Source organism: Phenylobacterium sp., from assembly GCF_030681155.1.
GTDB lineage: Bacteria > Pseudomonadota > Alphaproteobacteria > Caulobacterales > Caulobacteraceae > Phenylobacterium.
Window position 1 is genome coordinate 113,369 of record NZ_JAUXXE010000019.1, and the last position, 13,691, is coordinate 127,059.

16 protein-coding genes are annotated in these 13,691 nt (G+C 65.0%); 11 read left to right on the plus strand and 5 right to left on the minus strand.

Annotation, left to right across the window (positions count from 1 at the left end; translation table 11 throughout):
- Positions 1-113: 113 nt before the first annotated feature.
- The 6 genes from Q8M13_RS04220 to rpmG all read left to right on the plus strand — a co-directional run bounded on the left by Q8M13_RS04220 (position 114) and on the right by rpmG (position 4,356).
- The gene (locus tag Q8M13_RS04220; protein ID WP_370869947.1) at positions 114-758 is read left to right on the plus strand and encodes an NUDIX domain-containing protein; all 645 of its coding nucleotides are present in this window, start codon (positions 114-116) and stop codon (positions 756-758) included.
- A gap of 267 nt (positions 759-1,025) precedes the next feature.
- Positions 1,026-1,703, plus strand: a complete 678-nt coding sequence (locus tag Q8M13_RS04225; RefSeq protein WP_370869948.1) for a PepSY-associated TM helix domain-containing protein — start codon at positions 1,026-1,028, stop codon at positions 1,701-1,703.
- An 11-nt stretch (positions 1,704-1,714) separates the two neighbouring features.
- The gene (locus Q8M13_RS04230) at positions 1,715-2,230 is read left to right on the plus strand and encodes a DUF2271 domain-containing protein (protein ID WP_305298407.1); all 516 of its coding nucleotides are present in this window, start codon (positions 1,715-1,717) and stop codon (positions 2,228-2,230) included.
- Positions 2,231-2,250: 20 nt separating this feature from the next.
- A complete protein-coding gene (locus tag Q8M13_RS04235; RefSeq protein WP_305298408.1) occupies positions 2,251-3,069 on the plus strand; it encodes a DUF4198 domain-containing protein in 819 nt (272 codons plus the stop codon).
- Positions 3,070-3,079: 10 nt separating this feature from the next.
- Complete coding sequence (locus Q8M13_RS04240) at positions 3,080-4,075, plus strand: FAD:protein FMN transferase (protein ID WP_305298409.1); 996 nt, start codon at positions 3,080-3,082, stop codon at positions 4,073-4,075.
- A gap of 113 nt (positions 4,076-4,188) precedes the next feature.
- The gene (gene rpmG / locus Q8M13_RS04245) at positions 4,189-4,356 is read left to right on the plus strand and encodes a 50S ribosomal protein L33 (protein WP_056018215.1); all 168 of its coding nucleotides are present in this window, start codon (positions 4,189-4,191) and stop codon (positions 4,354-4,356) included.
- Positions 4,357-4,415: 59 nt separating this feature from the next.
- Here the strand turns inward: rpmG and Q8M13_RS04250 are convergent, their stop codons facing one another.
- From Q8M13_RS04250 to Q8M13_RS04260, 3 genes are all read right to left on the minus strand, one after another.
- Positions 4,416-4,784, minus strand: coding sequence for a hypothetical protein (locus Q8M13_RS04250; RefSeq protein WP_305298412.1), 369 nt, complete (start codon positions 4,782-4,784; stop codon positions 4,416-4,418).
- An 89-nt stretch (positions 4,785-4,873) separates the two neighbouring features.
- Positions 4,874-6,238: a PleD family two-component system response regulator gene (locus Q8M13_RS04255; RefSeq protein WP_305298413.1), complete on the minus strand. Its 1,365-nt coding sequence runs from the start codon at positions 6,236-6,238 to the stop codon at positions 4,874-4,876.
- Positions 6,239-6,243: 5 nt separating this feature from the next.
- On the minus strand, positions 6,244-6,609 hold the full coding sequence (locus Q8M13_RS04260; RefSeq protein ID WP_056734821.1) for a response regulator: 366 nt from the start codon (positions 6,607-6,609) through the stop codon (positions 6,244-6,246).
- A gap of 120 nt (positions 6,610-6,729) precedes the next feature.
- Between Q8M13_RS04260 and Q8M13_RS04265 the strand changes: the two genes are divergently transcribed.
- The gene (locus tag Q8M13_RS04265) at positions 6,730-7,386 is read left to right on the plus strand and encodes a hypothetical protein (protein WP_370869949.1); all 657 of its coding nucleotides are present in this window, start codon (positions 6,730-6,732) and stop codon (positions 7,384-7,386) included.
- Between the two features lie 8 nt (positions 7,387-7,394).
- On the opposite strand, the gene Q8M13_RS04270 is transcribed toward Q8M13_RS04265, so the two are convergent.
- A complete protein-coding gene (locus Q8M13_RS04270) occupies positions 7,395-8,117 on the minus strand; it encodes a YceI family protein (protein WP_305298414.1) in 723 nt (240 codons plus the stop codon).
- 164 nt (positions 8,118-8,281) lie between these two features.
- Here Q8M13_RS04270 and Q8M13_RS04275 point away from each other — a divergent pair, with 164 nt between their 5' ends.
- The 4 genes from Q8M13_RS04275 to clpA all read left to right on the plus strand — a co-directional run bounded on the left by Q8M13_RS04275 (position 8,282) and on the right by clpA (position 13,255).
- Positions 8,282-9,175 (plus strand): ROK family protein, encoded by an 894-nt coding sequence (locus Q8M13_RS04275; RefSeq protein ID WP_305298416.1) that lies wholly within the window; start codon positions 8,282-8,284, stop codon positions 9,173-9,175.
- The gene (locus Q8M13_RS04280) at positions 9,172-10,440 is read left to right on the plus strand and encodes a DNA polymerase IV (RefSeq protein ID WP_305298424.1); all 1,269 of its coding nucleotides are present in this window, start codon (positions 9,172-9,174) and stop codon (positions 10,438-10,440) included. The genes Q8M13_RS04275 and Q8M13_RS04280 overlap by 4 nt, the downstream gene beginning before the upstream one ends.
- Before the next feature lie 152 nt (positions 10,441-10,592).
- Complete coding sequence (gene clpS / locus Q8M13_RS04285; RefSeq protein WP_056734830.1) at positions 10,593-10,922, plus strand: ATP-dependent Clp protease adapter ClpS; 330 nt, start codon at positions 10,593-10,595, stop codon at positions 10,920-10,922.
- A gap of 8 nt (positions 10,923-10,930) precedes the next feature.
- On the plus strand, positions 10,931-13,255 hold the full coding sequence (gene clpA, locus Q8M13_RS04290; protein ID WP_305298418.1) for an ATP-dependent Clp protease ATP-binding subunit ClpA: 2,325 nt from the start codon (positions 10,931-10,933) through the stop codon (positions 13,253-13,255).
- A 200-nt stretch (positions 13,256-13,455) separates the two neighbouring features.
- On the opposite strand, the gene Q8M13_RS04295 is transcribed toward clpA, so the two are convergent.
- Positions 13,456-13,691, minus strand: a 236-nt coding sequence (locus Q8M13_RS04295) for an HIT family protein (protein ID WP_305298419.1), incomplete at its 5' end; no start/stop codon positions are given.

A 13,691-nucleotide genomic window follows, 5' to 3' on the forward strand; every position in this document is an offset into this window, starting at 1 on the left:
CTAAGGTCGGTATTCCCAGCGCGTGAGTCGGCTCATACAGTTGTTTCATGAGCAATGTTGAACCAGCCCGGCGACCGGAGGGCGGCCGCCTTCGCGCTGAAGGAGCCCGCGCGGTGCGTCCCCGCAACGCCGCCACCCTGATCATCGTCCGCCGCGACCGCAGCAAGCCCCAGGTGCTGATGGGCAAGCGCAACAGCGGCCATGATTTCATGCCGAACCTCTGGGTGTTCCCGGGCGGACGCATCGACCGCAGCGACTTCCGCGCGCCTTTCGCGACGGACCTGAAGCCGGACGTGGCCGCCAAGTTCGAGGCCCATATCCCGATGACCCGGGGCCGCGCCCTGGCTCTGGCTGCGATCCGTGAAACCTACGAGGAAGCAGGCCTGCTGCTCGCCAAACCGGTTCCGCCACGTCCGGTGGCCGGCCCATGGCGCGAATTCCTCGGCCATGGCGCGGCGCCGGACCTGGAAGCCCTGCAGATCGTCGCCCGCGCCGTGACGCCGGCGATGCTGGCCAAGCGGTTCGACACCTGGTTCCTGATGGCCGAGGCCGAACATCTGATCAGCCTCGATCGCCAGCCGGATTGCGGCGAATTGGAAGAGATCGCTTGGGTCGATTTCGACGAGGCCATCGCCCTGCCCTTGCCCTCGGTGACCCGCACGGTGATCGGCGAAGCGATCCAGCGCCTGGAAGATCCAAGCCGGCCCCAGCCGTTCATGCGTTTTGGCGCCACCAAGACGAAGCTGAGCCATCTCTAGCGGCTCTTCCACTCTCTCGTCGTCCTAGGCCTTGCGCCTAGGATCCCTCTCTCGGCGGCGACGACTAGAGGGAAGGAACTGTGTGGCTGAACTCAACCCCTGCAAGTCGATGAAGCGGGACGAGGGGTCCTAGGCACAAGGCCCAGGGTGACGAATGCAGGTGGCCCTGCTCACGTTTCAGCTGCGAATTATTCGCAACAACCTTGCGCTAGCCGCCCCCCGTTGTTAGTGCGAACTATTCTTAAGCACCTGCGGGGGATTTGGATCTTGTCGGCTTCTGAGCTCGTTGGCGCCAAACCGGCCATCGATGAGGCTAAGGCCCGCGCCAAGCGCGCGGCCCAGCGTCGCGCCGCGCTCATGCGCCAGATGGTCCAGTGGCACTGGATCAGCGCTGCGATATGCCTGATCGGCATGCTGCTGTTCGCCGTCACCGGCATCACCTTGAACCACGCCGGCGCGATCGAGGCCAAGCCCAAGACTGTCGAGATCGAGGGCCAGCTTCCCCCTGAACTGATCGCTGTCGCCAAGACCGCTCAAACCTCGAAGAGCGCCCTGCCCGAGGAAATCCGCGTCTGGCTGGGCAAGGATCTGGACGTGAAGGCGCCGAAGGGCGCGCCGATCGAATGGACCGACGACGAAGCCTATGTCTCGCTTCCACGCCCCGGCGGCGACGGCTGGGTGACCTTCGACGCGGCGTCCGGAGAGGTGCTGCACGAGCGCACCGATCGCGGCCCGATCGCCTATCTCAACGACCTGCATAAGGGCCGCAACTCCGGCGCAGTCTGGAGCCTGTTCCTCGATGTCTTCGCCATCGGCTGCATCGTGTTCTGCGCAACAGGCCTGGTGCTGCTGCAACTGCATTCCCGAGCACGCAAGATCACCTGGCCATTGGTCGGCCTTGGTCTCGCCGTGCCGCTGATCCTCGTCCTCCTCTTTATCCACTGACCGGAGCCCCCATGCGCCTGCCCGTCTACACCGCCGCCCTGACCGGCTTGATGGCGACGCCCGCCCTGGCGGCCGACCTGGAACTGAGCCTAGAGATCCCGCGGCTGACGGTGGCCGAGTATCACCGTCCCTACGTCGCGGTCTGGATCGAGAACCCTGACAAGACCGCCGTGAAGACGCTGGCCGTCTGGTACGACGTCAAGCTGAAGAACAACGAAGGCCAGAAATGGCTGAAGGACATGCGCCAGTGGTGGCGTCGCGCCGGCCGCGACATGAGCCTGCCCGCCGACGGCGTCAGCGCCGCGACCCGCGCGCCGGGCAAGCACCAGGTGGTGTTCAAGGGCGACGCTGCGCCGCTGGGGAAACTCCCGGCTGGCCAATACAATCTCGTCGTCGAGGCCGCCCGCGAGGTTGGCGGCGTCGAAGTGTTGCGCGCTCCGTTCCAATGGCCGCCGAAAGCCCGCGCCACATCCTCGGCGCAGGGCTCAAGCGAGCTCGGCGCCATGAGCGTCACCGTTAAGCCGTGAACCCCAGAAGGATCCACCAGATGATCTCGCTTCGTCGCGGCGCGCTCGCCGCCGCCTCTCTCGTCGCCCTGCTGGCTGCTCCGGTCGCCGCCAACGCTCACCGTCAATGGATGCTGCCTTCGGCCACGGTGCTGTCGGGTAACGATCCCTGGATCACGGTCGACGCCGCTGTCTCCAACGACCTCTTCTATTTCGATCACAACCCGATGCGCCTGGAGGGGATCGCCGTCATCGCGCCTGACGGTTCGAAGGGCGAGATCAAGAACGGTGCGACGGGCAAATACCGCAGCACCTTCGACGTCCAGCTCGACAAGCCCGGCACCTACAAGATCACCAATGTCGGCGACGGCCTGATGGCCTCGTACAAGCAGAACGGCGAGACCAAGCGCTGGCGCGGGACCGAGGCCGAATTGGCGACCGCGATCCCGAAGGACGCCACCGAGGTGAAGCTCACCCAGTCGCAACGCCGGCTCGAAATCTTCGCCACCCGCGGCAGCCCGACCAAAGAATCGTTGAAGATCACCGGCAAGGGCCTGGAGCTTGAGCCCGTCACTCACCCGAACGATCTGGTCGCGGGCGAACCGGCGACCTTCAAGCTGATGCTGGACGGCAAGCCGGCCGCTGGCGTCGAGGTGGAGGTCGTTCCGGGCGGCAACCGCTACCGCAGCGGCACGGGCGAGATGAAGCTGACCACGGACGCTCAAGGCGCCTTCACGGTGAAGTGGCCCGGCGCCGGCATGTACTGGTTGGAAGCCGGCGTACGCGGCGGCAAGGCCAGCATCCCGAACGCCGAACGCAACGCGTCCTATGTGACGACGCTGGAAGTTCTTCCGGACTAGGCCCTCTTCGATGAACCGCGTCGCGGTTCCACTTGAGCTGTCGCCGCCGGCCGAAAGGCCGCGCGGCGGAGCCGTGATCGAGCTCGGCGGCCCCACCATGGGGGTCGCCTGGAGCGTGAAGGCGCTTGCGCCGCCGGATCTTGATCTGGCGGGCGTCCAGGACGGCCTCCAGGCCCAGCTCAACCGGGTGGTCGCCCAGATGAGCCCCTGGGAGCCACAATCCGACATCAGCCGCTTCAACGGCTCGTCAGCCGGCGCGTGGCTGGACATGGCTCCGGCGTTCAATCACGTGCTGTCGGGCGCGCTGCGCTGGGCGCGGGCTAGTGACGGCGCCTTCGATCCCACCGCGGGTCGTTTGGTCGACCTGTGGGGCTTTGGCCCTGCGGGGCCCGTGACCGCCCCGCCAGACGAAGCGGCGGTCAGGGCCGCCCTGGACGCCAGCGGTTGGGACAGACTGGCTGTAGAGGGCTCCAGGGCCTTTCAGCCCGGTGGGCTGGAGCTCGACTTTTCAGGCATCGCCAAAGGCTTCGGCGTCGACGAGGTCTCGCGCGCCCTCAACCTCATGGGCCTGCCGGACCACCTTGTGGAGATCGGCGGTGAATTGCGCGGCCACGGTATCAAGCCGGACGGCGAACCTTGGTGGGTGGAGATCGCCGCCCCACCCGGCGTAACGCTTCCGGGCGGGCCGATACTCCTGGCCCTCCACGGCCTCGCCGTCGCCACCTCGGGCGACTATCACCGCTTCCTGGACCATGGGGGCCGTCGATACGCCCACACGTTGGATCCGCGACTCGGTCGGCCGATCGACAACGCCATCCGCTCCGTCAGCGTGATTCACCAGACCTGCATGGACGCCGACGCGCTCAGCACCGCCCTGGGCGTGCTCGGACCGCTCGCGGGGGCGGAATTCGCCTTAAAACATGACCTTGCCGCCTATTTCCTGGTGGACGACGGGGCCGGTTTGCGCGAAATCCTCTCCCCGAAGTTCGAGGCCATGCTCGGCTGAGGCTTCACCCGTGCGGCAATTTCCCAGCCTGGATTGACTTTAGGTTCGGGATTCGTATTGTCCGCCGCTCTTTCGAACACCTGCCGGTCAAGCCGGCCCCGCGAGGACCGACCATGGCGAAGCCCGCCTCCATCAAGATCCGCCTGAACTCGTCTGCGGACACTGGCTACTTCTACGTGACCAAGAAGAACGCCCGCACCAAGACCGAGAAACTGGTCATGATGAAGTACGACCCGGTGGTTCGGAAGCACGTCGAATTCAAAGAAGGCAAGATTAAGTAGCCTTCGCAGACCTCCAGTCTGTGGAAACGCCCGGCTGCATGGCCGGGCGTTTTTCGTTGTCAGGACCGTCGCGACCTTCCCAGCAGGGATAGCGCCAAGCCCACCAGGGCGACCGCGAACATCAGCCCGATGACCAGGGTCAGGGTCTTTTCGCGAGCGCCGACCTGCGCTCCGGCTTCCATCAGGTCGCGGTAGTTACCGAAGAACGACATCCAGAACATGGCGCAGGCAAAGCCCCAACCGGCGCTTAGCCAGCGCTCGGCGAAGCCGCGCAGCGCCAGCAGGCCGCCCACGACCAGCATGATGGCGGCCAGGTAGTCCACCACCCAGAACGGCCACCATTGCCAGTCGCCCCAGTTGCGCACGGCCTCGAGTACGCCCAGCAGCAGCCCGAACCCGATGGCGAGCCAAGCCGATATCCTGATCATTCGATCCTCCCCTGGTTGTTGGAGAGGAGCTTGACCTCGATAGGGGTGTTTTGGAAGAGCGGCCCTCAGGCCGTCAGGCTGTCAGGCCGTCAGGCCGCGCGCGCGACGACCTTGTTTCGCCCTGAAGCCTTGGCCTCATAGACGGCCTCGTCGGCGCGCTTGAGCAGCACTTCGGGCCGGTCGGTCTCGCCTAGGGTCGCAGCGACCCCGATCGAGATCGTGACTGTCAACAGCTCGGAGCCGCCCATCACGCGGAAAGGCGAGCCGGCGACGTGCAGGCGGATACGCTCGGCGATACGCTCGGCGTCCTCGATGGTGGTGTCGGGCATCACGACCACGAACTCCTCGCCGCCATAGCGGCACGGCAGATCGATGGCGCGGACATTGGAAGCCAGGCGCACAGCAAACTCTCGCAGCACCTCGTCGCCGACGTCGTGGCCGTAGCCGTCGTTGATCTTCTTGAAGTGGTCGATGTCGATCAGCAGGCAAGCGACCGCGTCGCCGCCGTGGGCCGCCCGCTTCACCAAGGCCTCAAGCTGCCCGTTCATGTAGCGGCGATTGTGCAGGCCGGTCAGCTGGTCGGTGACCGCCAACTCCAGCGAGTGGTCGAGATTGTCGCGCAGATAGTCGGTGTAGCGCTTGCGGCGGATCTGGGTGCGGGCACGGGCCGCCAGCTCCTGAGGGTCGATCGGCTTGGCCAGGATGTCGTTGACCCCGATCTCCAGGGCCTTCACCAGGCGCGGCCGCTCGTCGAAATCGACAATGGCCAAGATCGGCAGGTGCCGTGTCGCCTCGTCCGACCGGAGCTGGGCGGCGAAACGCAGGCCGTCGAACGAGCGGGCCGTGGCGTTGACGATGATCAGGTCCACCAAGCCCTTGGCGGTCATCAAGGCGACTTCCGGATCGCCCTCGATCACCGGCCGATGCTCGATGGCCAGCTCCGAGGCGACGCGCTGGGCCTGGCGCTCATGATCATCGACGATCAGCACCCTGCCCCCCGTGCCGCCCAAACGCGAAGACGCCCCGGCGATCACGCCCATGCGGCGGCCGGAGGCCTCGCGGTCGCGAAGTTCGTCGATCACCATCTTCAGGCGGGTCAGGCTGCGCACTCGCGCGAACAGCATCACGTCGTCGATGGGCTTAGTGAGGAATTCGTCGGCGCCGGCCTCAAGGCCCGCGATACGGTCGCCGCGGCCGTCCAGGGCGGTGACCAGCACCACCGGCACGTGCCGGGTCTCAGGATCGTCCTTCAGCCGGCGGCAGACTTGAAAGCCGTCCATGCCGGGCATCATCACGTCCAACAGGACGATGTCGGGCTTTTCGCTGGCGGCGATGGCCAGCGCCGTCGGTCCGTCGTGCGCCGTCAGGACGTCGTAATATTCGGCGGTCAGCTTGGCTTCGAGCAAGCGGACATTGGCCTCGATATCATCGACGACGAGAATGCGCGCGGACATGACGGCTAACTCAGCAAGCGGCGAATGGTATCGAGGAAGTGCGATACCGAGATCGGCTTGGAGATATACGCCTCACAGCCGCCCTCACGGATACGCTCCTCATCGCCTTTCATGGCGAAGGCGGTGACGGCGACGACCGGAATACCGGCCAGTTCGTCGTCTTCCTTTAGCCATTTCGTGACCTCCAGCCCCGAGATCTCGGGAAGCTGGATATCCATTAGAATCAAGTCAGGACGATGCTCCCGAGCCAACGCAAGCGCCTGCAATCCCTCGCGGGTCTGCAAAGTTTCGTAGCCTTGGGCATCGAGCAGATCATGAAAGAGTTTCATGTTCAGCTCGTTGTCCTCGACGATGAGGACCTTCTTGGCCATTTTCATCTCGCCGATGCTTCGAAGCCCGCGAATCGACGCTGACCCCACCTTTGGATCGTTGATCTCACGGATATCCTTAAACTCGCGTTAGTCGCGCTCAGGAGTCCCAAACTGACCCACATGCCCCAGACCGCCGCCCTCAGGGCTCCAAACCTCGCCGATATGGGGCTGGATACCCGCCGGCCCCTGCTGCTCGTGGATGTGGACGAGGTATTGGGCCTGTTCATGCAAGGGTTCGGAAAGTTTCTCGAAGGTCGCGGCCTGGAATTTCGCGTCGATCGTTTCGCGCTATTTCAGAATATCTACCGTCCGGGCGAGACCGAGCACCTGCCGGTCGCCGACGGAAAAGTTCATTTCGACGACTTCTTCCGCTTCGGCTGCGGCGACATGGAACCGGCGCCCGGTGGCGCGGACGCCCTGCACGCCCTGTCGGAGCATGCCAACATCGTGATCCTGACCAACGCGCCCGGCCCAGCCCGGCTGGCGCGGGCGCGGTGGCTGGGCCGCCACAGGATGGACTACCCGCTGGTCCTGAACACCGGCCCAAAGGGACCGCTGGCCGCCAGCATGGTTCGGCAGGTTCAGGGGCCAGCGGCGTTCATCGACGACCTGATGTCCAATCTGGACTCGGTAGCCGAAAACGCGCCGCAGGTGCGCCGCTTCCAGATGGTCGCCGACCCGAGGCTCCAGCCCCTCGCCCCGACCGCGCCTGATCGCCACCGGCGCATCGACGATTGGGCCGAGCTGAGAGCGGCGATCGAGGCGACGATCCTCTAGGTGTCAGGCTACTGCGCTGGCGCCGCCGCCGCCGCCGTCCCGGCCGCGACGGGCTGGGTGAATTCGGCCTCGATGAAGAACTCAACCTCGTCGCCGACCCCGAAGTTCGATCCGGCCGGCGGAATGCCGTAGCTGACCCCGAACTCCGAGCGCTTCAACGAGCCATGCGCCGAGAACCCAATCCGCGAACCCGGATCCATGCCGCTGGGCTTAGAGCCGCCGTTGAAGGTCGTCTCCAGCGTCACCGGCCGCGTCACGCCATGCAGCGTCAGGTCGCCCGTCACATTGGCGGTGGCCGGCCCAGTTACGTCGACCTTGGTCGATTTGAAGGTGATCTTCGGGAATTTCGCTGCGTCCAGCCATGACGGCCCAGCCAATTCGGCGTCGAAATCGGGCTTGTCGCCATGAAAGTCGGTCTCGATCGAGCGCGGGTCGATGGTCGCGCTGACGCTCATCGCCGCCGGGTTGGCCGGATCGAACTGGAGATCGGCCGCGATGTCAGTGAAGCGCGCCGTGTAGCGGGACATGCCAAGGTGGTTCACTCGGAACGTCACGCTAGCGTGGTTCTCATCAAGCTTGTAGGCGCCCGGCAGAGCCTCGTTCGCCGGGGCGGGCTTGGCGGGCGTCGCGACGGCGGCGGGCTGGGCTTTCTCCGCTTTCTCCGCCGCTGGCGGAGAACAGGCGGCTAGGCTGACCGTGGTGAGAGCCGTGATCCAAAGAGCGTGCTTCATGCTGAGGTTTCCCGTTGAGGTTCGCGATGCTCGCGCCAGATAAAATCCAGATCCGCCTCTCAGAGTTGCACGAAGCTCTACCCCGTCGCCACGCGAAACCGAACTCGCACCCAACGTCTGAGCGACCATTGAACTGAGCGCCGAAACGGAACAAACCATGATCCATGGTTAGGATCGGGGTGGATTTCGGCGGGACCAAGATTGAGGCGGCGGCGCTGGACGCCGAGGGCCGCTTTCTGTCGCGCGTGCGTGGGACTTCGCCCCGAAACTATGAGGCCGGCCTCATCGCCGTCCGCGATCTCGTCGCCGAAGCCGAACGTCAGGCCGGCGTACATGGCGCAAGCGTCGGGATCGGCGGCCCCGGCTCGCCATCGCCGGTGACCGGGCTGATGCGCAACGCCAATTCCACTGAACTCAATGGCCGTCCCTTTGCCGATGACCTAGCGCGAGTGCTGGAGCGACCGGTCCGCTATGCCAACGACGCCAACTGCCTGGCGCTCTCCGAGGCAACCGACGGCGCGGGCGCGGGCCATGCGGTCGTGTTTGCGGTGATCCTGGGCACCGGCTGCGGCGCGGGCGTCACGGTTGGCGGGGAGATCATCGAGGGCCGCAACGCCATCGCGGGTGAATGGGGCCACATGCCCCTGCCCTGGCCGACGGCGCAGGAACATCCCGGCCCAGAGTGCTGGTGCGGTCGTCGCAACTGTCTGGAGCTATGGGTCTCCGGCACGGGCTTCACCCGCGACCATGGCGGCGCAAGGACCGGCGAGGAGATCGTCGCCTTGTCTCGCACTGGGGACACCGGCGCGAGGGCCTCCCTCGACCGCTACATCGATCGGCTGGCCCGCGGCCTTGCCGTGGTCTGCGATATCCTCGATCCCGACGCCATCGTACTGGGCGGCGGCATGTCCAATGTCGACGAGCTTTATGAACGCCTGCCCGGCGCCATAGCCCCGCTGGCGTTCTCCGACGTCTTCACCACTCCCGTGCTCCGCGCCGTCCACGGCGACTCGTCGGGCGTCAGGGGCGCCGCCCGGCTATGGCCGCTATCGCCATGAGCGCACTTTGCCGCGACTGCTTCCGGCGCGGGGATCTTGGCCGTCGCTGCCCGCGATGCGGATCGCCCCGGGTCGTCGCGCATGATGAACTGGAGCAGCTCTCGATCGCCCACATGGATTGCGACGCCTTCTACGCCTCGGTGGAAAAGCGCGACGATCCCAGCCTGCGCGATCAGGCGGTCATCGTTGGCGGCGGCAAACGCGGGGTGGTGACGACATGTTGCTACATCGCCCGCATTTCAGGCGTTCGCTCGGCCATGCCGATGTTCAAGGCGCGTCAGCTCTGCCCCGAGGCGGTGATCGTCAAACCAGACTTCACCAAGTACCGAACCGAAAGCCGACGGATCATGGCCATGATCCGTGACCTGACGCCTCTGGTTCAGCCGCTCTCGCTGGACGAGGCATGGATGGACCTCTCAGGCACGGAGCGCCTGCACGGCGCGCCGCCGGCCGAAATCCTGTCGCGGCTGCAGGCGCAGATCGAGGCCGAGATCGGGATCACCGTCTCCATCGGCCTGGCCCCCAACAAATTCCTGGCGAAAATCGCCTCGGATCTCGACAAGCCTCGCGGCTTCTCGGTGATCGGCGCGGCGGAGGCCCAAGGCTTCCTGGCCACCAAGCCGGTCGGCATCATCCCCGGCGTCGGCCCAGCGATGATCAAATCCCTGGAAGGCGCGGGCTATCGCACCGTCGGCGACCTAGCGCGCGCCGAGCCCAAGGCGCTGGCCAAATGGTTCGGGGCCAACGGCCTGCGGCTCTTCGATCTGGCCCACGGACGCGACAATCGCCCAGTCAATCCGAACGAGGAGCGCAAGGGGATCAGCGCCGAGACGACCTTCAATGAGGATCTCAACACCTTCGAGGACTTGGAAGACAGGCTCGCGCCCCTATGTGAGCGTGTCGCTCGTCAGGCCCGCGCCGGCGGCGTCGCCGGCCGCGTGGTCACACTCAAGTTGCGCGGGACCGATTTCAAGATCATCACACGGCGCCGGGCTCTTCCGGTCCCGACGCAAACGGCCAAGACACTGTTCGAGGTGGGCCGGGAACTATTAACCAAGGAGGCGAATGGAAAACGTTGGCGGCTAATCGGGATCGGCATCGCCGAACTGATTGAAGCCGACGCCGTGGAGCATGACTTCTTCGCTGGAGCAGAACGTCGCGCATTGATCGAAGAGACGGCCGTCGACCGCCTAAGGGCGCGATTCGGACCCGGGGCGGTGATCAGTGGACGGGCGCTTGGCGCGAAACGCTCCTCCGAGGATTGAAACCTGCACGAAACCCAAGCCCAGGACGTGACAAAAACACGCGGATCGCGGTGTTGGGATCGTCTGCGGTGATTTCAACCCTTCCATACGGCGTCCTTTTCCATATCTAATCCTTAGATAGCGAGGGTGAGCGCCCTCAGGAGACCTGTTAGATGGCCGAGCGCAAGCAAGGTGATCAAGATACGGGCGTCCGGTCGACGGTCATCACTCAGACCAAGCCGAAGACGCAGAAACCGTCGATGTATCGCGTGCTCATCCTAAACGATGACTACACGCCGATGGAATTCGTCGTTTACGTGCTTGAGCAGTACTTCAACAAGTCGCGCGAAGACGCGACCAGGATCATGCTTCACGTCCACCAACATGGGGTGGGAGTGTGCGGCGTGTTTACCTACGAAGTGGCGGAAACAAAGGTGGCCCAGGTCGTTGATACCGCAAGACGGCATCAGCACCCGCTGCAATGCACCATGGAAAAGGATTGAGGCCCAGAGTGCCGTCATTCTCGCGCCATCTAGAAGAATCTCTCCACCGCGCGGTGGCCTTCGCAAATCAGCGAAAGCACGAGTACGCGACGCTTGAGCATCTGCTGCTCTCCCTCATCGACGATGAGGACTCAGCGGGCGTGATGCGTGCGTGCGACGTGGACCTTGCCGCCCTGCGCACAACACTCACCAATTACGTCGACAACGAGTTGCGCTCGCTGATCGTCGATGACGGCGAGGACGCCAAGCCGACCTCCTCGTTCCAGCGCGTGATCCAGCGCGCGGTGATCCACGTCCAATCCTCGGGCCGTGAGGAAGTGACCGGAGCCAATGTGCTCGTGGCCATCTTCTCCGAGCGTGAGAGCCATGCCGCCTACTTCCTGCAAGAGCAGGACATGACGCGGTACGACGCGGTGAACTACATCGCCCACGGCATCGCCAAGAAGGCCGGGGCCGACCAGCCCAAGACCGTCAAGGGCGCCGAGGACGAGGACAAGCCCGCGGTCAAGACCGGCGGCGAGGCGCTCGAAGCCTACTGCGTGAACCTCAACGAGAAGGCCAAGCAGGGTAAGGTCGATCCGCTGATCGGACGTTCGGCCGAGGTCGAGCGCTGTATCCAGATCCTGTGCCGCCGGACCAAGAACAACCCGCTCCTGGTCGGCGACCCCGGCGTCGGCAAGACCGCCATAGCCGAGGGCCTGGCGCGCAAGATCGTCAACGGCCAGGTGCCGGAGGTCCTCTCCGGCTCGACCATCTTCTCGCTCGACATGGGTTCGCTGCTGGCGGGCACCCGCTATCGCGGGGACTTCGAAGAGCGCGTGAAGCAGGTGGTCAAGGAACTCGAGAACCACGCCGACGCGATCCTGTTCATCGACGAGATCCACACGGTCATCGGCGCCGGCGCGACCAGCGGCGGAGCCATGGACGCCTCGAACCTGCTGAAGCCGGCCCTGGCGTCGGGCACCCTGCGCTGCATGGGCTCGACCACCTACAAGGAGTTCCGTCAGCACTTCGAGAAGGATCGCGCTCTGGTTCGCCGATTCCAGAAGATCGACGTCAACGAGCCGACCATCGAAGACACGATCAAGATCCTGAAGGGCCTGAAGACCTACTACGAGGACTTCCACAAGCTCCGCTACACCAACGACGCCATCAAGGCGGCCGTGGAGCTGTCGGCCAAGTACATCACCGACCGCAAGCTGCCGGACAAGGCCATCGACATCATCGATGAAGCCGGCGCCGGGCAGATGCTGCTGACCGAGGCCAAGCGCAAGAAGGTCATCGGCGTGAAGGAGGTCGAGGCTGTCGTGGCCAAGATCGCCCGCATCCCGCCGAAGTCCGTCTCCAAGACCGACACCGAAGCTCTGAAGGAGCTGCAGGTCGATTTGAAGCGCGCCGTCTACGGCCAGGACGAGGCGATCGAACAACTGTCCTCGGCCATGAAGATGGCTCGGGCCGGTCTGCGCGACGCCAACAAGCCGATCGGCTGCTACCTCTTCTCGGGCCCCACCGGCACCGGCAAGACCGAGACCGCTCGCCAACTGGCCTCAACCATGGGCATCGAACTCCTGCGCTTCGACATGTCGGAGTACATGGAGCGCCACACGGTCAGCCGCCTGATCGGCGCGCCTCCCGGCTATGTCGGGTTCGACCAGGGCGGCCTGCTGACCGACGCCGTCGATCAGCATCCGCACTCGGTCGTACTGCTGGACGAAATCGAGAAGGCCCACCCGGACGTCTTCAACATCCTGCTGCAGGTCATGGACCACGGCGTCCTCACCGACGCCAACGGCAAGAAGGTCGACTTCCGGAACGTGGTCCTGATCATGACCACCAACGCCGGCGCCTCCGATGCTCAGAGGAACGCCATCGGCTTCGGCCGCGGCAAGCAGGACGACGAAGTGGACGAGGCTCTGAAGCGCCTGTTCACCCCGGAGTTCCGCAACCGCCTCGACGCCGTGGTGCCCTTCAAGTCGCTCAGCCAGGAGATCATCCGGCAGGTCGTGCAGAAGTTCGTCATGCAGCTGGAAGCCCAGCTCGCCGATCGTCACGTTACGATCGAGACGACAGAAGAAGCGGCCGACTGGCTGGCCAAGAACGGCTTCGACGAGCTCTACGGCGCCCGGCCTCTGGCCCGGGTTATCCAGGAGCACATCAAGAAGCCGCTGGCCGACGAGATCCTGTTCGGCAAGCTGGTCAAGGGCGGCCACGTCAAGGTGGTGCTCAAGGACAGCAAGCTGGCCTTCGAGATCGAGGGCGACGACCGCGAACCCGGGGCCCCGATCATCGAGGATCCGGCGGAGGACGCCGCCGCCACCGAACTGACCAACTAGGCTCGGCGGCAGCCACGAAAAGAGAAACCCCGGGGTGCGAGCCCCGGGGTTTTTTCGTTCAAGCTGGCCAATTCCCCTCTCCCCGCCGGGGAGAGGTCGGGTGAGGGGCCAGAGCCGCCGGCCTTGACGCGGCCGATGGATTGTTGAGCGCCGCTCTTCGGCGCCCCCTCACCTAACCTCTCCCGAGGGAGAGGGATTTTTCAGGCGATCTTGGCGGCGATCTGATCGGCGAGCACCTTCAACTCCGCCGGGTCGGCCATGCCGCCTGAGGCGTGGCGGCCCATGGCGACGCCTTCCCAGCGCGGGATGATGTGGAAGTGCAGATGATAGATCGTCTGGCCCGAGGCCGCGCCGTTGAACTGGGTGACCACGATGCCGTCCGGATTGAGCGCCGAACGCACCGCCCGCGTGACGCGCTGCACGCCCAGGATCAGGG

Excerpts from the sequence above, each read along its gene's own strand:
- Q8M13_RS04230 (WP_305298407.1), top strand. The coding sequence starts at position 1,715 with ATGCGCCTGCCCGTCTACACCGCCGCCCTGACCGGCTTGATGGCGACG.
- Q8M13_RS04235 (WP_305298408.1), top strand. The coding sequence starts at position 2,251 with ATGATCTCGCTTCGTCGCGGCGCGCTCGCCGCCGCCTCTCTCGTCGCC.
- Q8M13_RS04240 (WP_305298409.1), top strand. The coding sequence starts at position 3,080 with ATGAACCGCGTCGCGGTTCCACTTGAGCTGTCGCCGCCGGCCGAAAGG.
- rpmG (WP_056018215.1), top strand. The coding sequence starts at position 4,189 with ATGGCGAAGCCCGCCTCCATCAAGATCCGCCTGAACTCGTCTGCGGAC.
- Q8M13_RS04250 (WP_305298412.1), bottom strand. The coding sequence starts at position 4,784 with ATGATCAGGATATCGGCTTGGCTCGCCATCGGGTTCGGGCTGCTGCTG.
- Q8M13_RS04255 (WP_305298413.1), bottom strand. The coding sequence starts at position 6,238 with ATGTCCGCGCGCATTCTCGTCGTCGATGATATCGAGGCCAATGTCCGC.
- Q8M13_RS04260 (WP_056734821.1), bottom strand. The coding sequence starts at position 6,609 with ATGGCCAAGAAGGTCCTCATCGTCGAGGACAACGAGCTGAACATGAAA.
- Q8M13_RS04265 (WP_370869949.1), top strand. The coding sequence starts at position 6,730 with ATGCCCCAGACCGCCGCCCTCAGGGCTCCAAACCTCGCCGATATGGGG.
- Q8M13_RS04270 (WP_305298414.1), bottom strand. The coding sequence starts at position 8,117 with ATGAAGCACGCTCTTTGGATCACGGCTCTCACCACGGTCAGCCTAGCC.
- Q8M13_RS04275 (WP_305298416.1), top strand. The coding sequence starts at position 8,282 with ATGGTTAGGATCGGGGTGGATTTCGGCGGGACCAAGATTGAGGCGGCG.
- Q8M13_RS04280 (WP_305298424.1), top strand. The coding sequence starts at position 9,172 with ATGAGCGCACTTTGCCGCGACTGCTTCCGGCGCGGGGATCTTGGCCGT.
- clpS (WP_056734830.1), top strand. The coding sequence starts at position 10,593 with ATGGCCGAGCGCAAGCAAGGTGATCAAGATACGGGCGTCCGGTCGACG.